The sequence below is a fragment of the Clostridium mediterraneense genome, from assembly GCF_900091705.1.
Taxonomy (GTDB): Bacteria; Bacillota; Clostridia; order Clostridiales; family Clostridiaceae; genus Sarcina; species Sarcina mediterraneense.
Genome location: NZ_LT594785.1, coordinates 2,487,262 through 2,510,299 on the forward strand (window position 1 = coordinate 2,487,262; position 23,038 = coordinate 2,510,299).

At 26.1% G+C, this 23,038-nt stretch carries 22 protein-coding genes; 2 read left to right on the forward strand and 20 right to left on the reverse strand.

Going from position 1 to position 23,038, the window contains the following annotated elements; genetic code table 11:
* Positions 1–10: 10 nt before the first annotated feature.
* The 20 genes from BN8917_RS13350 to BN8917_RS13440 form a co-directional block, all read right to left on the reverse strand.
* Complete coding sequence (locus BN8917_RS13350) at positions 11–607, reverse strand: YveK family protein (RefSeq protein ID WP_066875160.1); 597 nt, start codon at positions 605–607, stop codon at positions 11–13.
* A 155-nt stretch (positions 608–762) separates the two neighbouring features.
* Complete coding sequence (locus tag BN8917_RS13355) at positions 763–1,710, reverse strand: DMT family transporter (protein WP_066875162.1); 948 nt, start codon at positions 1,708–1,710, stop codon at positions 763–765.
* A complete protein-coding gene (locus BN8917_RS13360; protein WP_066875164.1) occupies positions 1,707–3,323 on the reverse strand; it encodes a phosphotransferase in 1,617 nt (538 codons plus the stop codon). The genes BN8917_RS13355 and BN8917_RS13360 overlap by 4 nt, the downstream gene beginning before the upstream one ends.
* Before the next feature lie 27 nt (positions 3,324–3,350).
* Positions 3,351–4,817, reverse strand: coding sequence for an oligosaccharide flippase family protein (locus BN8917_RS13365; RefSeq protein WP_066875167.1), 1,467 nt, complete (start codon positions 4,815–4,817; stop codon positions 3,351–3,353).
* On the reverse strand, positions 4,795–5,607 hold the full coding sequence (locus tag BN8917_RS13370; protein ID WP_159426754.1) for a LicD family protein: 813 nt from the start codon (positions 5,605–5,607) through the stop codon (positions 4,795–4,797). The genes BN8917_RS13365 and BN8917_RS13370 overlap by 23 nt, the downstream gene beginning before the upstream one ends.
* A gap of 264 nt (positions 5,608–5,871) precedes the next feature.
* Complete coding sequence (locus tag BN8917_RS13375) at positions 5,872–6,444, reverse strand: sigma-70 family RNA polymerase sigma factor (RefSeq protein WP_066875169.1); 573 nt, start codon at positions 6,442–6,444, stop codon at positions 5,872–5,874.
* 182 nt (positions 6,445–6,626) lie between these two features.
* Positions 6,627–7,052, reverse strand: a complete 426-nt coding sequence (locus tag BN8917_RS13380) for a hypothetical protein (protein ID WP_066875170.1) — start codon at positions 7,050–7,052, stop codon at positions 6,627–6,629.
* A gap of 26 nt (positions 7,053–7,078) precedes the next feature.
* Complete coding sequence (locus BN8917_RS13385) at positions 7,079–7,768, reverse strand: hypothetical protein (RefSeq protein ID WP_066875172.1); 690 nt, start codon at positions 7,766–7,768, stop codon at positions 7,079–7,081.
* 830 nt (positions 7,769–8,598) lie between these two features.
* Positions 8,599–9,279, reverse strand: coding sequence for a sugar phosphate nucleotidyltransferase (locus BN8917_RS13390; protein WP_066875174.1), 681 nt, complete (start codon positions 9,277–9,279; stop codon positions 8,599–8,601).
* Between the two features lie 568 nt (positions 9,280–9,847).
* Positions 9,848–10,618 carry a tyrosine-protein phosphatase gene (locus tag BN8917_RS13395; protein ID WP_066875176.1) on the reverse strand — a complete coding sequence of 257 codons (771 nt, stop codon included), beginning with the start codon at positions 10,616–10,618 and terminating at the stop codon, positions 9,848–9,850.
* 216 nt (positions 10,619–10,834) lie between these two features.
* A complete protein-coding gene (locus BN8917_RS13400) occupies positions 10,835–12,832 on the reverse strand; it encodes an FtsX-like permease family protein (protein WP_066875178.1) in 1,998 nt (665 codons plus the stop codon).
* Positions 12,822–13,583 carry an ABC transporter ATP-binding protein gene (locus BN8917_RS13405; protein ID WP_066875180.1) on the reverse strand — a complete coding sequence of 254 codons (762 nt, stop codon included), beginning with the start codon at positions 13,581–13,583 and terminating at the stop codon, positions 12,822–12,824. The genes BN8917_RS13400 and BN8917_RS13405 overlap by 11 nt, the downstream gene beginning before the upstream one ends.
* 353 nt (positions 13,584–13,936) lie before the next feature.
* Complete coding sequence (locus BN8917_RS13410) at positions 13,937–14,701, reverse strand: ABC transporter ATP-binding protein (RefSeq protein ID WP_066875182.1); 765 nt, start codon at positions 14,699–14,701, stop codon at positions 13,937–13,939.
* The gene (locus BN8917_RS13415) at positions 14,701–16,686 is read right to left on the reverse strand and encodes an ABC transporter permease (RefSeq protein ID WP_066875184.1); all 1,986 of its coding nucleotides are present in this window, start codon (positions 16,684–16,686) and stop codon (positions 14,701–14,703) included. Before BN8917_RS13415 ends, BN8917_RS13410 begins: the two co-directional genes overlap by 1 nt.
* Positions 16,676–16,816 carry a hypothetical protein gene (locus BN8917_RS14460; RefSeq protein WP_159426755.1) on the reverse strand — a complete coding sequence of 47 codons (141 nt, stop codon included), beginning with the start codon at positions 16,814–16,816 and terminating at the stop codon, positions 16,676–16,678. Before BN8917_RS14460 ends, BN8917_RS13415 begins: the two co-directional genes overlap by 11 nt.
* 128 nt (positions 16,817–16,944) lie before the next feature.
* A complete protein-coding gene (locus BN8917_RS13420) occupies positions 16,945–17,955 on the reverse strand; it encodes a sensor histidine kinase (protein WP_235830017.1) in 1,011 nt (336 codons plus the stop codon).
* A 34-nt stretch (positions 17,956–17,989) separates the two neighbouring features.
* Positions 17,990–18,670: a response regulator transcription factor gene (locus BN8917_RS13425; RefSeq protein ID WP_066875188.1), complete on the reverse strand. Its 681-nt coding sequence runs from the start codon at positions 18,668–18,670 to the stop codon at positions 17,990–17,992.
* A gap of 69 nt (positions 18,671–18,739) precedes the next feature.
* On the reverse strand, positions 18,740–19,534 hold the full coding sequence (locus tag BN8917_RS13430; protein ID WP_066875190.1) for an ABC transporter ATP-binding protein: 795 nt from the start codon (positions 19,532–19,534) through the stop codon (positions 18,740–18,742).
* 16 nt (positions 19,535–19,550) lie between these two features.
* On the reverse strand, positions 19,551–20,333 hold the full coding sequence (locus BN8917_RS13435; RefSeq protein WP_066875192.1) for a hypothetical protein: 783 nt from the start codon (positions 20,331–20,333) through the stop codon (positions 19,551–19,553).
* Positions 20,334–20,348: 15 nt separating this feature from the next.
* The gene (locus tag BN8917_RS13440; protein WP_066875194.1) at positions 20,349–20,828 is read right to left on the reverse strand and encodes an FtsX-like permease family protein; all 480 of its coding nucleotides are present in this window, start codon (positions 20,826–20,828) and stop codon (positions 20,349–20,351) included.
* A gap of 221 nt (positions 20,829–21,049) precedes the next feature.
* Here BN8917_RS13440 and pnuC (BN8917_RS13445) point away from each other — a divergent pair, with 221 nt between their 5' ends.
* Complete coding sequence (pnuC, locus tag BN8917_RS13445) at positions 21,050–21,808, forward strand: nicotinamide riboside transporter PnuC (protein WP_066875196.1); 759 nt, start codon at positions 21,050–21,052, stop codon at positions 21,806–21,808.
* A gap of 302 nt (positions 21,809–22,110) precedes the next feature.
* A complete protein-coding gene (gene pnuC, locus BN8917_RS13450; RefSeq protein ID WP_066875198.1) occupies positions 22,111–22,878 on the forward strand; it encodes a nicotinamide riboside transporter PnuC in 768 nt (255 codons plus the stop codon).
* Positions 22,879–23,038: the final 160 nt, after the last annotated feature.

Sequence of the window (23,038 nt, forward strand, 5' to 3'; positions counted from 1 at the left end):
CTTTATCAAATTAAAAGTATTTATTTCTTACTTCTAAAATAACTTCTATAAATAATGAAAAACCAAAAGCTATTATAAACCCTATTAAAGCTCCGATAATTGAACATGTTATTCTATCTGACATTGTAAAGTTCTTTGTAACATTCACATTATAATTTAATTCAAATATAGTATTAGGCTGATAGTATTTCATATAATAAATCCCCGCATTAGCAACTGCAAGTACAGTAGGTAAAGCTTCCTCTTTATTATTTGATGAATACACTAATTTTATGTCACCTTTATTCATATTAAAAAGAACATTTAAATTTTTACTAACTTTAGACTTCATATCAGGCTGTCCAAGATTGTCCATCGCCTTATCAACTGCTTTACTATCCATTATAATTGCGATTTGATTTAATCTTAATTTATATAAAGCAAGTTCTCTTGCAGAATCAGAAGAATACTCTATATACGGAATATGTATTGTTGCTTCTGCCTTATACTTTGGTTTAACTATATATAAAGAAGTAAGTACTCCTAAAATTACGCCTATTAATAAAATAATCCACCATCTACTAATAGTTTCAGAAAAGTCCCTATATGTATATAGTTCTTTCTTCATATTTCTCTCCTTTTCAAAATAATACAACATATTATAACATGTAAATTTTATTAATTAAAGGTTAACAAATAACTAAAGAAATGTTACATTTGATTTATTTTACATATTTTAAAATGCTTATTAATTTATTTTTTTTAAATTTAAAGTAATATACTTTAAGGATTAAATTTCTCTTTTTTGGGCATTGATACCATTATTGATCCTGCTATTATAAGTAAAGTGCATATTAACATTTTTATACTTATATTTGTTCCTAACATAGCCCATGAGAATATCATTGACCAAACAGAATATCCAATATTAAGTACCATTGCTTTAGTTGCTCCAATTTGATGTATCGCAGCATAATAGCAAAAATATGATATAGCACCTGAAAGAGCCATAACTATTAGCATTCCTATACTTTGTGAATTAGATAAAGCTTTTAATACTAAACCTACTCCTGAAATAATAGGTATTATAATTATTCCATAAACTAAGGATGATGTTATTTGCCTTAATAAAAGAGCATGCTCTGGTGATATTTCTTCATCTTTCATTCCATATCCACAAATAACACACTCACTTCCCCAACCTAAAACATTTATAATAACAAAAATAACTCCTAGTAAATTAAAACTAGCTTTTCCACCTGTAAATCCTAATAATATAATTGCTATAATCATAATTGCCAAACCAGTCCAAGCTTTTTTTGTTATTTTTTCTTTTAAAATTATTGAGGCTAATAAGGCTCCAACTGCTGGATAAACAGATGAAATTGCAGCAGTTGTTGGTGCTCCTAAAAATTTAATTGACATATAGTAAGCAGTCATTCCAATAGGGCCCCCCATAAGTGCTCCTAAAATAACAAATTTACTACTCCTTGTTTTTATCACTTTAAAGAAATCTTTTAAATTTGATTTCACTGCTAAAAAAGCTATAATCCAGATAGCAGAAAATGAATCATAAATAAAGACACTTACAAATGGAGCTAGGAATAATACTTGCTTATCTCCTATAAATGGAGCCATACTAAGTAATATTCCTGATAAAACAGTATAAAATCCCCATGCAGCAGCTGATGTAGCTCCTTTAGCTATACCTAAATAGAATTCTTTATTCATATATTTTCACCTAAGACCTTATTTAGAGCTTTTTTACATCTATTAAATCTATCTAAACCATAAGTTCCAAACTCTTCACCTTGTTCTTCCTTTATCCTTGTCCAAATACTCCAAAGTAAATCTTGGCATATCTTATAAATTTCTAATCTCTTTTTAGAGTTCTTATCCTCTTTGCCTTCAAAGTACATCTTAAGCATTAATTCTTCATCTTCTTGTGAAAATTCACATTCTATTGAATGAGCTGCTAAATCCCACATCGGATCATTTAAGCCACTATATTCCCAATCTATAAGATACATTTTTCCATTCTTATCTTTAATAAAATTTTCTGGAACAGTATCACAATGACAAGGTGTTAAATAAGCACCATTATTCTTAAGAATGGTTTCTAAAGACATTACCTTTTCTCTAACTTCTGAATATCCATCATAATATTTACCATTCAATTTATTAAGTAAAGATTCATATTCCTTAATATACTGAAATACATTAAATTCATTTTTCATTTCCAAATTAGAATTATGTAACCTTCTTAAAATATCAGTTATCTTTTTCATATTTATTTGCATCTTTGCCATAGCTGGATTTATAGTTTCAGCTCCTTCAATCATAGCTGAAACTTTAGTACCTGTATTGACATCATAATATAATATTTCAGCATCAATTCCAGCTTTAGCAACTAAGCTAGAATTAATAGCTTCGCTTTTTCTATCAATCATCTCATTTGTTCCAGCTCCTGGTATCCTAATAACATACTCTTTTTCTTTAACTTTTGCTTTATAATTATTATTAGTCATCCCTCCAATAGGATAAACCAAGCTAATTTCATCTCTTTTTATATCAAGATTATTAATTAGAACATTTTTAACTTCTTCTATTCTTGTAGAAATTTCTTTTCTTCTAAGTCTTGGCATAATATTTTTTATAAGCATCTCATATTGATTCCTGTTATCTATCTCTCCCCAAACAAGATCAATAATTTTTTCTACTCCAACTTTATGCTCCCTTGAAATATCAAGTATTATATATTCATAATTAACATATGGATTCATATTCATGGAAAACTCTTCTAACATAAGTTTAAAGAATTCTTTAGAAATCTTACTTATACCTATCATTTCTCCATCTATCTTATTAAATTGATGAATGTCTTTTGATATCTTGTAAAGATAATTTTCTCTTATTTCTACAAAGGCTTCATCACCTGAACCTGACTCATTAGTAATTAAAACACAATCTTTATAACTGCTATTTATAATTCTCTCAATTGCTACATCTTCAAATACTAAATCATTTTCTATGATAAGAAAGTCTCCATCTAATTCTTTCTCTGCTAACGCTAAAGATGCCATATTCCCTGTCCATTTATAATAATCATTTTTAACAATACGAATTGTATTATCAAAGCTCTTAAGTTGCTCAAAATATTCTGACTTATACCCTGTTACTATAACTATTTTTTCAATTCCATTTTGTTTTAGTATCTTTATTATTCTTTCAATGACTTTAAAATCTTCAATTTCTAAAAAACCAACTGGCCTATCAAAATCTTTTCTATTTCCAGCTGCTAATATAACAGCTTCTTTTATCTTATTGTTTATAACTTCTTTCATATATTTCTCCAATTAAAATTTAAGTTGTTATTTTCCTAATCTTGATTTTACTCTGGCTAAAATAGGTCTAACTATAACTAAGAAACTTTCATCTTTTATAATAAATAAGACCCCAAAATAAATAACTGAACAAATTATTGATGATATCATTAACTGTATAAATGGTACATCTATCATTTTCTTTATTATATAAACTACTGGGATAAATATGAGCGAAACATATAAATATCTATAAATTTCCCTACTATATAAATTAATTTTTAATTTTAGCTTATTTTTGATATATAAATATTGATAAATTATAACTACTATATTGGCTATACCTGTGCTTAAAATAGAAGTATTAACACTAAAGTAGCCAAACTTTATAAGTAGTGCATTTAAAATTACATTTATAATCCCACCTATAAATAATATTTTTACTTGTTTCTTTTCTTGCTTATATACATAAATAACTTGGTTTCCTGCAATTTCATCAAAAGCAAGTGTAACCATATATATTCCAAAACAAGCTAATACTCCAAAACCTTCTGTATACTGACTTCCAGCATAAAGTTTTAAAAGCTCTGAAGAAAATAGTATCATTCCCATAACTGCTGGGAAAATAAGCATAAAATAAATTTTAGTAACCTTATTTAAAAGGTTTATGTATTCTGTTTTATCATCTTTTTCAACATAAGCATGAAGTCTAGGGGCTATTGCTTGAATTACTGACATCATAAAAGTATTAAGTACTGACATTATTCCTTGACCTACTACATAGTAGCTAAGTACAACTGCTCCACTAAAGTATCCAAGCATATATCTATCTGATTGAGTATAAAGAACATTAGCATTTGATAGTATAACAACTAAAATCATTGGCCATATATGTTCTAAAATCTTAATATTCTTAAATGAAAATTTTACTTTTCTTTTTATATAAATAAAACTAATTACGCTTGTTGCAACTGTTGCTAAAGAATTTAAATAGACATAAGTTTTAAAATCTTCAGGTCCTTTAACTAGTAAAATAATTGCTAAAAAGTAAATTAGTCTAACTACTACTGTTTTTATAGTTACAAATCCAAAATTCTCTAATGCCTCATTCATCCAATCTATCTGGAATGCATTAAAAATAAATTGAATATTTAAAATCATACAAATCCAATAAACTTCTGTACCTCTTACTGTAAAATATAAAATAAGTACAAAAATTATAAGAGCTACTATATTAGTAATTAAAGTAATAATAAATAACGATGTGAATTTCGATTCAAGCTGTTCTTTATCATTTTTAATCTTACTAATTTCTCTTACACCATACTGAAGTATTCCAAATGTCCCAAACATAAAGAAATAGTTAAATATGCTCTGTGCATAATTTAAACTACCTACTTGATCTGGAACAAGAACTCTCATTACATATGGTCCTATAAGAACAGGTAAGATTATTTTAAATAAATTAAGTATTATCTTAAAAATAGTATTTTTATATAAGGATTTCTCTGCCATTATTACTCTCCTCATAAATTTCAATATGTGTTGCATGAGTATGTCTCTCTTCAACAGAAGGTATTCTCATATAATCACCATATAGATTTTTCAAAATTATATCTGGATTATTAGGTATTGAAAATTTATAACCTTCAAATTCTGCTTCCTTTAAAGGAAATAGATTTTTCTCCTCATAAATAAACTGATTATAAAAATAAGTATCTACCCCGTAAGTATACTTATCAGTTCCAAACTTCTCATTTATCCAAATAGTACTTCTTATTAGTCTTTGAAAATATTTATAATTTATAGGTTTTAAAATAAACTCAATAAACTTTTTAATAGGGTTAGTCTTATTTGTTTCTTCCTTAACCTGTATAAGTCCTTGTCCTATTACTCTTTGAAGTTTTGTTATAAGCTTACTTTTAGGTACCCTATCCATTGGAAAAACATCTATAAATATTCCTTCATTATAGTTAACCTTATCTCTTCCCTTTTCTTTAAATAAGCTATTGTTATGTCTTATTTTCATTGGACAACCATTTACACCATATGTTTTTTCGGTATCAATTGTTTGAACAAAATATTTACTTCCTAACTCACTTTGCGCTACTTTCTCAAACTTTTTATAATTATCTCTAGTCATAGAAATATCTAAATCGTCATCCCAAGGAATGAACCCCTTATGCCTTATAGCTCCAAGTAAAGTTCCATCACTTAAATAATATTCGATATTATGTTTCTTACAGATTTTATCTATTTCAAACATCATTTCAACCATTATCATTTGTGCATCTCTTAAAATCAATTTTATATCTCCTTTATTAATTTCTATATTCAAGTCTAAATAAAATAATATTTTATTAAATATTGTTAAATAAATCATTAATATACTTTAAAAGATTATACCATTATATTAAAATTCAATAAAAAAACATTTAATATCTATAATGTAATCATTTAACTACTATTTTTAAATTTTATTAAAGTTTTATTCTTTAATGTTATTTAATTTTAAAAATAATGTAGAATTCATAGCATATAGTTAAATAATAATTATCAATTGTAAATTTTATTTAATATCAAATTTTCCCCTAAGTATTTCTAATATCTCTTCTCTCCTTCTTCTAACTTTAGAATAACTTTCTCCTTTCAAATTAGACCATCTGGTTAACATTCCAGAACTTTTTGAATATAAAAATAAAATAAGTTCCCTATCATATGCACTCAATTCCTCTAAAGCAGTTAAAAGTTCTTTTAGCATAAATTCTTTTTCAACAATTTCTTCTGTTAAATTATCATCACAAATAAAATCTGAAGCAAACATACCATCTGCAACGGGTGCATCTAAACTACTTTCATAACTTTTTCTCATGGTATTCCTAATCATATTATTAAAATTATTTCTTATAGCTCCATCAAGATATGCTGTAAAACTACTTTTACTTTCAAAATTATATTTATCAATTGAATTAAGTGCTGTAACTCTAGCTATCTGAATTAAATCTTCTGTTTCATATCCCTTAATAAAATAACTCATAGCTCTTTTTATAATAAGAGGGTTATATTTTTCTAAAATATACTCTGTAGACTTCATATCACCACTTTTAGCTTTTAATAAAATTTCTCTAAATTTACTTCCCATTTATTCCACTCCCCCTACTTTATAAGTACATTTTATACGAACATATGTTCGTTTTCAAGGTATAAAATGTATTTATTTGGAAATTTATTTCTACTAAATATATATACCTCTTTATAAATTTTTTTCAAAAATTAAATAAAAAAAAGACTTATTTCTTAGAAATAAGTCTTTAAAAATATATATTAAGCTGATGTACCTACTATTGTTACAACATTATTAACTTGTTTGAAATCAATTGTTATATTTTGTGGATTTCCATTACATGTTGCTGCAAATGTAGCTGTAAGTTCATTTCCATTTGTTGATTTACTTATAACACTTTGGAAATTATAAGTATTGTTACTATTTATATATGCAGCATAATTTTCATTAGCTATATTTAAAAGTTCTGCATTTGAATAACTAGTTGCTCCAACTACCTCTGTTGCTTGTGATGGTTGCGGTACATATTTTTGAACTGGTTTTTCTTGTGCTGCTTTTTCTTGAGCTTCTTGAATAGCTAATGCCTTTTCTCTAGCTTCCTTAGATTTTTCAGTTTGATATATAGCAGCTCCCCCTATTATAACTAATAAAGCTACTAATATAATAGTCTTTAGTTTTCCATCCATATTAAAATTCCTCCTAAAATAAATAGTTAGTTAATCTTAGTTAGGCTGTTATCATCTGTTCCTACACTATATAAAGTTCCATCTGGTAAAATAAAATCCCAAGCTATATTGTTAGAATGATTATTCATGTAATTATAAACCTTTACTAAATAACCACTTTTTCCATCCATAGTCATTTTGCTTACATCTGTTGACCAGCTACTTGTATTAAGCATAGGATATTTATCAGCATAATAGCTCATAACTCTATTACTTGCTTCTGTACTATTTGTAACTACATTAGATGTATTATTAGCTTTATTATTAGCTACTGTGTTATTATTTGTACTTTGTTCACTTTGATTTTGATTACCACTTTGATGTACATTACTATTATTGTTATTATTATTGCTATTATTATTAATTTGAGTATTTTGTTTTTGAGTACTATTAGTAGAAACTGCTTGTCCAGCATTTGTGTTATTTTGAGCTACCTTTTCTGGTGCATTATTACTAACTTCTACTGGTTTTGCTGTATTATTTTTTAAATCAGGAGCAGTAACATTTTTATCTACATTATCTCCCTTAACCTGATCTGTTTTGTTTTTATCATTGTTTGTTACAACAGCTGGTTTTGTTGAATCTGTAATCTTGCTTTTACTACTTGCAAAATAAACTCCTCCAGCTACTGCTGCTACAACTACTACAATAATACCTACTATAACTGCCTTCTTCATTTGTTTTCCTCCTTGGTTACATAATGCCGATTATTTTATTTTTATATGTTTAAATCTAAATCTAATTTTAATTCATTTTAGCACTTAATAAATATTTTGTAAATTAGCATATAAGCTCTTAATTTACCTGTTTCACTTCACTATACCAAGGAAAATTTAATTTCAATATATAAATCATAATACATAGTAAAAAAGAGAAAAAGTCATTTTAAGTTAAAATTCAGAAACTTTAGTGCACGTATTTGTTACCTTTCTAGTTAAAAATGCTAAAAAAATAAAAGGTTAATTCCCCAATTAACCTTTTACTAAATCAATATCAATATTTAAATCTATAATAAATACTTTTTAGAACCCATACGGAGCCCTAACTTTCCGTTCACTATACGAGCCAAATACAACACACTTTTTTAACTTTACACTTTAATATAACACTTCTTTTATTTTAAACTTTTTAATTCACACTTTTTATTTTACACTTTAACCTTAACCTTACACTTTACAATTCACACTTTTTGATTTACACTTTAAACTTTATAATTTACACTTCACATTTTACACTTTTTAAATTTATACTAAAAACATTTAATCCCTTATAATTAAATATTCTTATTTATAAGTGCCTTTCACCAAAGCACTGAACATCAAATATATTTGAACCTCTTTACAAATATTATTATAATATATAAATTTAAATAAATAATGGTTATCTTTTAAACAAATTGTAAATTTATTTTATTTTTACGAATATTATTTAAGTGCTATTAAATATAAAATTAAATGCTCTGTTGTTTTTGTCTATTTATTCCTTATTTTTAATATAAAATTAAATTTTATTCCACTATTTTTTTAACTGTAGCTAATTCATCTAAATTATCTATCTCAAAAACACTATTTTCATTAACCATATTAACCTTTATGTTTAATATATCTATATTTTCTTTAACTATATCGTCCCAATATAAATTATTGAAATCTTCACCTGATACTTTTTCTTCAAGTTTCTTAACTATTTTCTCTCCATCAACTTCACTCCAATAAGAAACACCTGAAAGTATATATCCCTCTCCACTTTCTACTCTTATTTCAGTAAGCTTATTATTTTGATCATAATAAACCTTCCACTCATCTTTAAATCCCTTCTTATTTGCTACAAAATAAGTTGAAGTCTCTGGACTCTCTAAAATAAAGTTTTCATTTATATATATATCAGCATCTATTACATATGTATCTTTTAAATATTCTCTTACTAAATACATAGTATAAATATTATTATATTTATCATATTTATCATTATTAATAAGCTTTACTCCATATTTATCTTTTAAATATTCAAATTTTTCATTTAAGTATCCTGTTACCACTATTATTTCTTCTACACCTTTTTCCCTAAGCATTTCTACTTGTCTTTCAAGTAATGGTTTCTTATTAACCACAATTAATGACTTAGGTGTATCTAAAGTTAATGGTCTAAGTCTTGTCCCCATCCCCGCTGCTAAAAGTATCGCTCTCATAAAAAATTCCTCCTTAGTTAATCTATCTCTTAATGTACTATATATTTATTTGTTTTTAAAGAACTACTTCTTAGTATTCTTATCAATTCTATCGCTTAAAATCTATAATTCTTTCAAATATAAGTCCTTTTATCACTATATTTCTTTTAAATAGCTTATTATAAAATTAAAAATAAATAAGTTTTATTATAAAAAAACAATAAAAAAGCTATATTAGAGCTAAAAGTCTAATATAGCTAATATTTATTTGAGATATTTAATTTGTTTTTATTTGAATCCCTAGTAATGAATTAAATTCATTACTTTTTTCTATTCTGCTTTTTAATTAATTCAACAATTTCAAACAGTAAATATATTATCCCTAATATATCCTTAATAGGCATATTAAATAATACACTTATTACTATACAAAAAAGAATCAATCTTAAAAGTAGAATCCATTTGGAATTCTCCTTCAAATTAAATATCTCCTTTTCATATTAATTTATATTTATTATATATTTTATTACAATTATTTATTCATTCAATTAATACTCTTCTTCTAAACCTACATAAAAAGCTTAATTATCTATCTCCTAAAGAAAGAAAATAATCCTTTCTTCTTTTCTTTAACCTTATATCCATTAAATATTATTTCTTTATTATTCAGTAGTTTTTCTCCATTACTTATTGAATCTTCTAAGAAGCTTGGATTTATTTTTTCTATTAAATCTTTATACTGAGTGATATCTGTATTTCTTGATCTATCACTATGAGCATCAGAACCAATAAAACTATAGATATTATTCTTTAAAAATATTTCAGCAGTCTTTTTTGCTTCTTTTCCCATTCTACCTTCTATGCTATTTGCATTCATTTGGAATAGATAACCCTCATCTATAAATTCATTTATTTTACTTGGGTCTTCATTAAATACTCTATATCTTTCTGGATGAGCTATTATAGGCTTGATTCCTTTTATCTTAAGCTCATAAAGTATATTAAATATCTCCTTATCCATTTCTGCCATATTAAATTCTATAAGCATGTATCTTGAATCATTTAAAGTACCTATATTTCCATTATCTAAATCTTCTAGAAGTGATCTAGTAAAATATACTTCCTGACCAGCATAAATTTCTAAATCTATATTATTTTCTTTTGCTAATTGTCTTAGTTCTTCTACTCTTTTCTTTACCTCAACTAAAGGTTTTTCAAATCTTCCTGTAAAATAATGTGGAGTAGCTATTATTTTCTTAGTTCCTGAATCTGCTGCTCTTTTTAACATACTTATGCTCATAACATCAGTTTTTGAACCATCATCTATTTTTGAAATTATATGACTATGTATATCTATCATATTATCCCCCTAATATTACACTAAATTAATTTAACCAAAATTCACCATATAAATTATAACATCTAAATAACTTATATTTAAGAACTATATATTAATTATTTATTTTAAATACATTAATACAATAAAAAGGCTATCCTACATAGGATAGCCTTTTCTATTTTTAACAATGAACTAAATGAATTTATCTATTGACTTTTTATTTATATTTTAATTTTTTTATTTTTTATTTTTTTCTTTAACTATATTTTTTACACCAGCATATGTTGAGAAGAAATATCCTCCATATATTATTACTATTAATAATAAAACTATTAATGATGATGTAAATATACTTGCTTCACCAAAAGTACTAATAAATTTATTTATAGCATATATTGCAACTGCTGAATCTACTATTGCTAAGCTAAGTGGTGCAGCAAAATAAATTAATATTTGCTTAAATACTGTTTTATTAATCATCCTATTAGTTGCACCAATCTTTCTTAAAGCTGAATATCTTTCAACATTATCACTAGCTTCTGAAAGTTGTTGAAGCGCAAGTACTGCAGCTGATGTTATTAAGAATATAACACCTAAGTAAATAACTATATAAAGAACTGCCATAGTTAATCCTTGCATTTGTCCATAAGCTTCTATTCTAGTAGCACCTAATATATAAGGAGAATGATCATCATCACTATTATTAACTGTATTTAAGAAATTAGCATATTTTTGTTCTGCTTTTTCCTTATCAGCATTTCCATAATTTATATTTACTCCTGAAGAACTAAACTTTAAACCTTTAACATCTGAATCAGGTACTATAGCTGTTCCCATATTATCTGTTATTCCTGATGTTGTAAGCCCCTCATCAATAACTTTACTATTTTCTACAGTATATTTTCTATCTCCTATTTGTATTTGCTTTGTTTCTGAAAGTGCATTATTAAGTGCTGTTATACTTTTTGAGAAATTAGCTAATAATAAAGTTTGACCATTTTTAAGAGTTATAGGAGCTTTCCCTTCTAATTTTCTTAAATTATTATAATTAGTTAAGCTCATAACTTCTAATTCGCTATTATTAACTTTACTAAAATCAATATCTGATCCAATAAACTTAAATGGAGTACGATATATAGTATAGTATGCATATTTATCATCTGGTAAGAACTTAAATCCCTTTTGTGCTAATAAAGATTGTAAACTTTCTTGCTTAGCTGCCTTACTATCACTACTAAATATGTAGAAACTAGCATCAAATGGTGTAGATTTTTTCAATCCACCTTCTAAAGAATTTTTAAAGCTAACTCCTGTTGATAAAGCTGATATTGTTACAAATAACATAAGTGATATTAATGACATTGATACAAAATTAGTATTAATCTTATTATTTATTTGTCTAACAACAAACATATTAAGTCCTTTGAAATAAACTCTCTTATTTCTCTTAATAATAAATATTAAGAATCCTGATACTCCAAAGAAGAATAAGAATGTTCCAACAAATCCAAGTACTATTGATGATATAAATGGAAGACCTAAATCTCCAAGTCCATTTATACCTATAATTAAATATGCTGCAATTAACATTCCAAGTCCTATAATAAATATTAAGAATGATACTACTGGACTTTTTACTCTTATTTTTTCATTTTTTCTTCCCGCAACTAATAGATCTAAAAGTTTATACTTAGAAACTACTACTACATTAAAGATCATAACTAATAAATATATTACTGCAAAGTATATTATAGTTTTTAGTATTGCTGTTCCTGAAATAATAAATGTAAATTTAGTCATTGAAACTGTAAATAATTTTGCTGTAAGTACTGATAATCCTTGTGATACTATTGCTCCAAGAACAAGACCTATTATAAGTGAGAAAATACCTACACAAACAGTTTCTAATAATAATATTCTAGATACTTTAGTTTTTCCCATACCTAGTGTCATATAAACTGCTAATTCTTTTTTTCTCTTTTTAATAAGAAAATTATTAGCATATATAATTAAACAACCAAGTATAATTGATACAAACACTGAAAGATATGACATTGAACTTTGTACAACCTTCATTGACTCTTTCTGTGAACTTGATAATTGTAGCATAGCTTGTTGTGCTTCTATTGAGTTAAAAGCATAAAATATACAAACTGCAAAAGTTAAAGTTAAGAAATAAATTGTATAGTCTTTAAAGCTCTTAACTACATTATTCCTAGCAATTTTAAAGTACATCTGAATTACCTCCAAGTAGAGTAACAACCTCCATTATTTCGTTAAAGAATTCTTTTCTTGATTTATTACCTTTAACAATTTCCTTATAAATTTGTCCATCCTTTATAAAGAATATCCTTCTTGCATAACTCGCAGTAAAGGCATCGTGTGTTACCATTAATATAGTAGTTTTTAATTCTTGATTTAATTTTTCAAATGATTCTAAAAGCATTCCTGATGATTTTGAATCAAGAGCTCCTGTTGGTTCATCTGCAAGCATTATGCTTGGATGAGTTACTATCGCTCTTGCTGATGCAACTCTTTGTTTTTGTCCACCTGACATTTCATAAGGATATTTATTTAAAACTTTTTCTATCCCAAGCTTCTTAGCAGCTTCTACGACTAACCCGTCTATTTCTGAGTGCTTTCTTCCTTGAATAGTTAAAGCTAAAGCTATATTTTCATAAGCTGTTAAAGTATCTAAAAGGTTAAAGTCCTGAAATACAAAGCCAAGTTCATCTCTTCTAAAACTTTCTAAGGCTCTGCCCTTCATTCCAACTATATTTTTACCGTTTATTATTATGTCTCCACTTGTTGGGTTATCAATTGTAGCTATACAGTTTAGAAGAGTTGTTTTACCACTTCCTGAAGGCCCCATTATCCCAACAAATTCACCCTCTTCTACTGATAAACTTATACCATTAAGTGCTTTTGTTTTATTTTCTTTACTTCCATATGTTTTTTGTATATTACTAACCTTTAATATTTCCATTGATAATCCTCCGTTTTTTTAATAATCATTAACTCTAAACATAGTTTACCCCATTTGAGTAATCCTTAGTATCGATTTATCTTTCAACTACATTACATTTTTGTAAGACAAGCATAAAACACTTTATCATAGATAGAAAGCCATCTTATGCTTATGCAATTTATGCTCCAAACTGCTATTTACTAGGTATCAATATTAAGCAAGATATAAATTCGCAAAATACAACTACGCTTAGTGAAATCTTAAAAGGAGCTAAGTCATCAGTAACTGGAATAGGAATGAGTTTTTAACATAAAAAAGTACTAAGACTTATAAGTCTTAGTACTTTTTTTAAGAATTCAACTATTTATATTTTAAAATAGCTCTACATCTCCACCAAGAAGTGTTACAACTTCTATTATTCTATTAAAGAATTCTTTCCTACTACTATTACCTTTTACTATTTCATTAAATATTCTTCCATCTTTTATAAATAATATTCTATCTGCATAACTAGCAGTAAAAGCATCATGGGTAACCATTATAATAGTAGTTTTCATTTCTTCATTTAAATTTTTAAACATCTCTAATAATGAATTTGCTGATTTTGAATCAAGTGCTCCTGTTGGCTCATCTGCAAGAATAAGACTTGGATCTGATACAATAGCTCTTGCACAAGCAACTCTTTGCTTTTGCCCTCCTGACATTTCATAAGGATATTTGTCTATTATATTTTCTATCCCTAAAATTTTTGCTGCATTACTAACAAGAGAATCTATTTCTTTATAATTTCTACCTTGTATAGTTAAAGAAAGAGCTATATTTTCATGAGCTGTTAAAGTATCTAAAAGATTATATTCTTGAAATATAAAACCTAATTCTTGTGACTTAAATTTTTCTCTTTCTTTTTCTTTAAATTTAGTTATATCCTTACCATTTATAATTATATCCCCTGTACTAACTTTCTCCATAGTTGATATACATTTTAAAAGAGTAGTCTTACCACTTCCTGATGGACCCATTATTCCAACAAATTCACCTTTATAAGCTGAAAAACTTATATTATCTATAGCTTTTGTTATATTACTCTTGTTTCCATAATATTTTTCTATATTTTTAACTTCTAATACTCTATCCATTACTTTTCCTTAACTATATTCTTAACTCCAACATATGTTGAATAGAAATATCCTCCGTATATTATTATTATTAACATCAATACCATTATTGAAGATACAAATATACTTGCTTCTCCAAACATATTAATAAATTCACTTGCAACATTTATCGCCACTATTGAATCTACTATTGCAAGAATAAGTGGTGTCATAAAATAAATAAATATTTGCTCAAAAATTGTTTTACTAATCATTTCATTAGTTGCACCAATCTTTCTTAAAGCTGAATATCTTTCAACATTATCACTAGCTTCTGAAAGTTGTTGAAGGGCAAGCACTGCTGCTGATGTTATTAAGAAAATAATTCCAAGATAGATAACTATATAAAGAATAGTCATTATTATACCTTGGTTTTCTGAATAAGCCATTTGTCTAGTTGTTCCCTCAATATATTGTCCATTTATCTTATCATTAACATGCTCTAAAAAATTAGAATAATATTCTTCATCTTTTTGCATATCAGAGGAACTATAATTTATGTTAATACCAGACATACTATATTCTAAGTCCTTAGTATCTGCATCAGGAACTATTATAGTTCCAGTATTCATTGACATCTGTGTTGACATTAACGCTTCATCAATAATTTTATCATTCTTTATAGTATATTTTTTATTTCCAACTTCTACTTGCTTTGTTTTTGCTAAAGCATTATTAAATATTTTTATATTTTGATCAAAATTACATAATAATATTGCCTGTTGATTTTCAAGAGTTACAGGAGATTTACCTTCTAATTCTCTAATCTTATTGTAATCTGTAAGACTCATAACATCTATATCACTTCCACCAAATGAAGATAATTTAACTTGTTCATTAGCAAACTCTATAGGTGCTCTATATACGGTAAAATATTCATATTTATCTCCTGGCATTACTTTAAAATGCTTTTTTTCTAATGTAGATTTTATAGTATTAGTATCAGTTATCATTTTACTATCTGAATTATTAAATGCATATAAACTTACATCAAATGGAGTAGATCTTTTTAAACTTTGTTCTAAAGAATTTTTAAAACTCACTCCTGTTGATAGAGCCACTATTGTTATAAATAACATAAGTGATATTAATGACATTGATACAAAATTAGTATTAATCCTATTGTTTATTTGTCTAACAACAAATGAATTTAAACGCTTATAATAAAATTTTTTATTTCTTTTAGCGATAAATACTAAGAAACCAGATAAACCAAAGAAAAATAAAAATGTTCCAACAAAACCAAGTAATATACTTAAACCAAATATAGATGCAGACTCTAATCTATCAAGACTTATCATTATATAAGCCGATACTAGAGCTCCAACTCCTAAAATAAATACTATAAATGAAATTATTGTATTCTTAATTTTTATACTTTCATTTTTTCTCTCAGCTGTAAGTAGATCTAGAAGTTTATATTTGGAAACTACCACTACATTAAAGATCATAACTAGTAAATATATTACTGCAAAGTATATTATAGTTTTTAATATTGCTTCTCCTGAAATTATAAATTCAAACCTACTCATTGATACTTCAAATAAATTTGATGTGATTATTGATAAGCCTTGTGAAACAAAAATCCCTATAACAATACCTATAACAAGTGATAATAAGCCAATAAAGATAGTTTCTAATAATAATATTCTTGAAACTTTTGTTTTCCCCATACCTAATATCATATAAACGGCTAGTTCCTTTTTTCTCTTTTTAATAAGAAAATTATTTGCATATATAATTAAACAACCAAGTATAATTGATACGAATATTGAAAGATAAGACATTACCATTTGAATAAGTTCAATATATTCCTTTTGTGACCTTGATAAATCAAGCATAGCTTGTTGTGCCCCTATTGAATTAAAGGCATAAAATATACAAACTGCAAAACTTAATGTTAAGAAATAAATTGTATAGTCTTTAAAACTTTTAACTACATTATTTTTTGCAATCTTAAAGTACATCTCTATTCCCTCCGCATAGAGTAACAACTTCTATTATTTCACTAGAAAATTCACCTGTTGATTTATCTTCTTTAACAAGTCCCTTATTAATATAATTTTTTTCTATATTATTAATTTCTAATATCGTCAATGATAAACCCCTCCATTTTAATAAAATACTTATTACTCTAAAGATAGTTTACCCCTTTTTTATATGTTCTAATATCGATTTAACTTTCATATATCTTACAACTTCGTAAGATATACTCAATAAAATATCTAAATATTAGTTGTTCCCCCTAAAGGTATCCTTATTTCTAATTCAGTCCCTTCACCTACTGTAGATCTTATATCTAAACCTAAATTAAGTTTTACACATAACTTTTTACAAAGATATAATCCTATTCCTGTTGATTTACCAAAAATTCTTCCGTTATCACCAGTAAAACCTTTTTCAAACACTCTATCTATATCTCTTTTTGATATACCAACTCCATTGTCTTTAATAGTAAGACGTATAAATTCTTTTTGCTTTTCAGAATTTATTTCTATTTTTGCTCCTTCAGATTTTGAATATTTAATAGCATTCTGGATTATCTGATTTATAATAAATCCAAGCCATTTTTCATCTGTAAATACCTCTTCATCTAAATCTCCAAGACTAAGACTTATTCTCTTATTTATAAAATCTCTTGCATTGGATTTAACAACCTTCATAACTATAGGTTTTAAAGGAACTTTTTTAACCACATAATCTTTACTTACATCTTTACTTCTTGAATAATATAAAACCTGCTCTATAAAACCATCAACCTTATCAAGCTCAGCATCTATTTTTCTAGTAACTTCATCATTGTGATTTTCTATAACTAATTTTGCAGAAGCTATTGGAGTTTTTATTTCATGAACCCAAGTTTCTATGTACTCTTTATACTCTTCACTATCAAGTCTATATTTTTTAACATTCTCATTCATCGATCTATTAGCTTCTCTAAGAACTTCATGTAAGATTTTTCCCTCTAAAAAATTAGGTTCCTTTATAACTTCTGAAATAAGAAACTTTTGATCAAGTCCATCAATAACAGACTCTACATCTGAATAATATCTTTTTACTTTAAAATATTCATATAATATATAAATACAAAGAGGAGCAAACCATATAATAAATATCCATAGAGTTATTGTTAAACTAAATTTTGCAATCCCCATAACAGCTGCAAATAATAAAAATGTAACTAAATTGATTATAATAAAGAATAATCTTTCTTTTATATAAGCTCCGAATCTCAACCGGCAGTCTCCTTTCATCTTAAGTTAAATAAATCTATGGCATTATATAACCAAGACCTCTTCTAGTTTCTATAGCATCATAAATTTCAATTAACTCTAGTTTTTTTCTAAGTCTTGTTATATTTACAGAAAGAGTATTATCATCAACAAAGAAATCAGTTGACCATAAATAATTCATAAGGTCTTCTCTTGAAACTATTTTCTCTTTATTCTTCATTAAATATGAAAGAATCTTCATTTCATTCTTAGTTATTTCCTCTTTCTTTCCACTTTTAATATTTTCTATAAATCCAGTTGAAAGATTGAGCTTTAATCCATTGTGCTCTAAATTATCATCATTAGTACTTCTATTTCCATAAGTTCTTTTTAAAATAGCTTCTATTCTTGCAAGAAGAATTTGAGTATTATATGGCTTAGTTACAAAATCATCAGCTCCAATATTCATACTCATAAGTTCATCTATTTCACTATTTCTACTAGTAACTATAATAATAGGTACAGAAGAAATCTTTCTAATTTCTCTACATATATAATAACCATCATAAACAGGTAAATTTATATCTAAAAGAATTAGATCACCATTTTCTTTATTAATTACATCTACTATATTATTAAAATCATCTGGTGCAGTAACTTCATAACCATATTTCTCTAAAAATTCTTTTAATTCTAATCTAATAGTTTCTGAATCCTCAACTATTATAATTTTATTCATTAATCACCACTCCTTATCTTCAGTATAATCTTATATTATCTAAATTATATCATATAGTATTTTATTGCTTTAAAACTCTTTTTCTTCCGAAACTAAATCAAGTATTTCTTTAAAAAACTCTTTTTGAGTTTTATTTTCTTTATCTATTTCATTACCTATCCTTCCATCTTTTATATATAATACTTTTCTTGCATATGAAGCAACAGTTGCATCATGAGTTACCATAATAATAGTTATATTTTTCTCATTATTTATATTTTTAAAGAAATTCATTACAGCCTTGGAATTTTTACTATCTAAATTTCCTGTTGGCTCATCAGCTACTAAAATCTTAGGTCCTGCTACTAATGCTCTTGCAGTAGCAATTCTTTGCTTTTCTCCACCTGAACACTGAGCTGGATATTTATCTAATAAATCTTCTACTCCAAGAATCTTAGCTATTTCATCCACTTTCTTATCTACTTCTTTCTTTGATTCTTTTTTTAAGGTAAGTGGCATAGCTATATTTTCTCTACATGTAAGTAATTCTAATAAATTAAAATCTTGAAAAACAAATCCTATTGTTTTATATCTAATCTCAGCAATATCCTTCTCTCTTAATGTATTCAAAGACTTCCCATATATAGATACGCTCCCTTTTGTAGGTGTATCTAAAGTTGAAAGCATATTTATAAGTGTAGACTTACCAGCTCCTGATGGACCCATTACTGCAATAAAATCTCCTTCATCTATAGATAAGTTAATTGAATCAACAGCAAAAGTTGATGATTTTTTCCTTACAATTGCATCTATTTTAAATAAATCTCCTTTCACATATTGAGAATATTCTTTAGTTAAATTTTTAGCTACTATAACTGAACTCATCTTCTCTCCCCCTATATTAATCCATAAGCTTTTTAATAATATTTCTATATAAAATTGTTGATATTAGAATAACTCCTGTTCCAAGAAGTACATAAGCTGATAAAAATACTACCATTGAACTCCCATTTAAAAAACCTAGTTTTATATAATTAATCATAATACTTCCATACTCAACTGTTGGTAATATTATTAAAAGTAAATAATATAATATCATTTCCATATTTATTAACTTCATTATTTCAGATTTCTTATATCCTAAAAGATATAAATTTTTAAAACTAGATTTTCTTCTTATAGCCTCATATACTACTTTAAATCCTAGACTAATTGCTAATAATATAAGTACTAATCCAAAACCAATTTGTCCCATTACAGCTGCTTTAGGATCTGCTTGCTTTGAAATAGCTACAACAAAATAACCTTGAACTATTAAAATATATGCTATTACTATGGGAACACTTTTCTCTAGCATATAACTAAAATTTCTTACAACAACCACACATGTTTTATTCACTCCAAGCCTAGATTTTGATAGAATATCTATTATCCATGGAATAGTAAAACCTATGACTAATACTAAAGCTATTGATGTATATTGACTTAAAAATGTAAGTATAGTGAACATCTCATCTTTACTTTTATTATCTCTAATAAAAAATACTATTATTGGAGCAAGAAGAAAAATAATAGTCAAAATAGATAGAAACCTATTTATTTTTCTTTTTGGAATATAATTATTCCCAGAATACTTAACTAAATTAACTAATTCATTTCTATAGCAAATACTGATATTAATCATTATAATTACTATTGTTTACATAAAAATGATTACTAAAGAAACTACTAAGCCTTTTATTGAGATAAAATAGGGACTTCCTGCAACTCCCAACATAGAATAAACCAAATTATTAAAGATAGGAGATATCAAAAATCCTATACCAAATCCTAGTATTATAGATATTCCTGATATTATAAGAGTTTGAAATAATACGCCTCCTAAAACTTGTCCAACAGAAACTCCACATACCATTTGCATAGCCATTTCACTTCTTCTACGTTCTAAAAAAACTTGGTTTAAATAACATCCTAAAAACATGGATACTGCTGTTACAGATAATATAATCATTCCAAGCACTATATTTTCTTGTATATTATTAGCTTGCATAATATCTATAGTGCAGATATTGAATATATTAAAAACAATAATATAACTTATAGTTAGTGAAATTATAAGGTAGCTAGTTTGCTTATAATCTCTTTTAAGTATTTTAGTTATAAAGCCTGTAATCCCCACTTTTATTCCCCCTATGAATTTACTTTTTTTATATAAATCTATATTCTTTTTAAGATGTATATATCCTTTAAAAACATCTATTATGTTCAACTTAATATACTTTTATGAATTTATTTCCACTAAGATTTATTGATAAAAATTTCTTATATGTGCAAACTTCTATTAAAAGGTTTATTCATAAACTTACGAAAGATAAATCTCTATCTAAAGGAGGGATGTACATGAGTTTTTTCAACAGATTTTCTAAATTTCATAAAATATATTTTTTAGTATTCTTTACTTTTAATATAATTTTATTTGTTGGAAATATATATAACACAACACCTATGAGTAGTGCTTTAACCCCATTATCAATAGTTGCACTAATATCAACACTCACTGGAATTTTTGCTGCTATTTATACTGCTAGAGGCGAAGTCACAGCATATGTTTGGGGATTTTTTAACGTAGTTTCATATATATTTGTGTCATATTCTAGACATTTTTATGGCGAAGTTATATTGTATACTCTATATATGCTACCAATGCAATTTGTAGGATATTATACTTGGTATAAAAGTGCTAAAGAAAGTAAAAGTGGTCATGTTAAAGCTAAAAGAATGACAGTAAAAACTTGGGGAATATTTGTAATATTATTCATAATTATCTGGGGACTTTATGCTACTTTTGTTTATCATTTACCAAATATCTTATACTCAATATTTGGTATAGTAATTCCACCAGATAAAACTTTCTTAATAGATTCATTAACAGCTACACTTACCATCTCAGCTGTTATACTGGCAACAAACAGGTTCGTTGAACAATGGTATATGTGGATCATATCTGACTCTATTGGGATAGTATTATTTATAATTTCTATAATAGAATCTGGAAGCATAACAATAAGTGCAATATCTGGTGCTATTATGTGGATTCAATTTACAACTAATGCAATATACGGATATTATGTATGGAGAAGGCTCAATAAAAAACAATAATTTTTTAGAAATATATAGCATACTCTATTTAAAATTTAATATATCATAAAAAAAGATAGTAATTTCCTAAATTTCTATCTTTTTTATTTTTTGGATAATTTAATGTAGTATTTTTATTAAAAATTTCACAATTTTTTTAAATATTTATTAGAAAATTCTTAATTATTGCAATATATTTAAAATTCCCATTGCATATGACATTGTTTTGATATAAACTTTTAATTAATATTTTATTAAGTACTTCAGTACAAAACCAAACCAAAAAACAAAAGATAAAGCCAAATGAAAGGAGAATTATTCTCATGAATTTTTTCAAATCTTATTCTAAGTTCCATAAGATTTATTTTGTATCATTTTTAATTTTAAATCTTATAATATTCTTTAGTCCAACTTTCACAGGATCAAAAGAAAGTATTGGTGAACTTTTCACATGGAGCTCAGTTATACCATTAATCTCAACATTAACTGGACTACTAGCAGCTATCTACACTGCAAGAGGACAAGTTCTAGCTTATGTATGGGGATTTTTTAATGTATCTACATATATTATAGTTTCATACTCACAACATTTATATGGTGAAGTTTCACTTTACTTACTTTACATGTTACCAATGCAAATAGTAGGATTCTACTCATGGAAGAAGAACCTTAATGGTAATGAAGTTAAAGCTAAGACAATGAAAGCGAAACACTGGATTATGTTTGCTATATTTGTATGTGTATTCTGGGGACTATATGCAACATATGTATATCACTTACCAAATATACTAGATGCATTATTCGGAATTTCAATTCCAATGGATAACCAATTCATGATAGATTCTCTAACAGCTACTTTAACTGTTTCAGCAGTTATATTAGCAACAAACAGATTTGTTGAACAATGGTATATGTGGATGATATCAGATTCAATAGGAATAATATTATTTATAATTAAAATTGTAGAATCAGGAAGCTTCACAGTAGGAGCATTCTCAGGAGCAGTTATGTGGATTCAATTCACATCAAATGCAATCTACGGATTTATAACATGGAGAAAATTAAATAAAAAAGCTCAATTAGAAGCTTAATAAAATGGAACTATCCCAAAAGGGATAGTTCCATTTTTACATAACTAACTAATAAATATATTAAATATCTAATAAGTAATATATCTTTACAAATAGTTAAAATTAAGTTTATTAATTGTAAGAATAAAGATATACTTTAGAGAATAATTTTAGTGCTATA

Bases quoted from the DNA above. Each gene is read 5' to 3' on its own strand.
- BN8917_RS13390 (WP_066875174.1), bottom strand. From the start codon at position 9,279: ATGAGAGCGATACTTTTAGCAGCGGGGATGGGGACAAGACTTAGACCA.
- BN8917_RS13350 (WP_066875160.1), bottom strand. From the start codon at position 607: ATGAAGAAAGAACTATATACATATAGGGACTTTTCTGAAACTATTAGT.
- pnuC (WP_066875198.1), top strand. From the start codon at position 22,111: ATGAATTTTTTCAAATCTTATTCTAAGTTCCATAAGATTTATTTTGTA.
- BN8917_RS13410 (WP_066875182.1), bottom strand. From the start codon at position 14,701: ATGGATAGAGTATTAGAAGTTAAAAATATAGAAAAATATTATGGAAAC.
- BN8917_RS13395 (WP_066875176.1), bottom strand. From the start codon at position 10,618: ATGATAGATATACATAGTCATATAATTTCAAAAATAGATGATGGTTCA.
- BN8917_RS13405 (WP_066875180.1), bottom strand. From the start codon at position 13,583: ATGGAAATATTAAAGGTTAGTAATATACAAAAAACATATGGAAGTAAA.
- BN8917_RS13400 (WP_066875178.1), bottom strand. From the start codon at position 12,832: ATGTACTTTAAAATTGCTAGGAATAATGTAGTTAAGAGCTTTAAAGAC.
- BN8917_RS13355 (WP_066875162.1), bottom strand. From the start codon at position 1,710: ATGAATAAAGAATTCTATTTAGGTATAGCTAAAGGAGCTACATCAGCT.
- pnuC (WP_066875196.1), top strand. From the start codon at position 21,050: ATGAGTTTTTTCAACAGATTTTCTAAATTTCATAAAATATATTTTTTA.
- BN8917_RS13425 (WP_066875188.1), bottom strand. From the start codon at position 18,670: ATGAATAAAATTATAATAGTTGAGGATTCAGAAACTATTAGATTAGAA.
- BN8917_RS13385 (WP_066875172.1), bottom strand. From the start codon at position 7,768: ATGAAGAAGGCAGTTATAGTAGGTATTATTGTAGTAGTTGTAGCAGCA.
- BN8917_RS13380 (WP_066875170.1), bottom strand. From the start codon at position 7,052: ATGGATGGAAAACTAAAGACTATTATATTAGTAGCTTTATTAGTTATA.
- BN8917_RS13415 (WP_066875184.1), bottom strand. From the start codon at position 16,686: ATGTACTTTAAGATTGCAAAAAATAATGTAGTTAAAAGTTTTAAAGAC.
- BN8917_RS13365 (WP_066875167.1), bottom strand. From the start codon at position 4,817: ATGGCAGAGAAATCCTTATATAAAAATACTATTTTTAAGATAATACTT.
- BN8917_RS13375 (WP_066875169.1), bottom strand. From the start codon at position 6,444: ATGGGAAGTAAATTTAGAGAAATTTTATTAAAAGCTAAAAGTGGTGAT.
- BN8917_RS13360 (WP_066875164.1), bottom strand. From the start codon at position 3,323: ATGAAAGAAGTTATAAACAATAAGATAAAAGAAGCTGTTATATTAGCA.
- BN8917_RS13430 (WP_066875190.1), bottom strand. From the start codon at position 19,534: ATGAGTTCAGTTATAGTAGCTAAAAATTTAACTAAAGAATATTCTCAA.
- BN8917_RS13435 (WP_066875192.1), bottom strand. From the start codon at position 20,333: ATGATTAATATCAGTATTTGCTATAGAAATGAATTAGTTAATTTAGTT.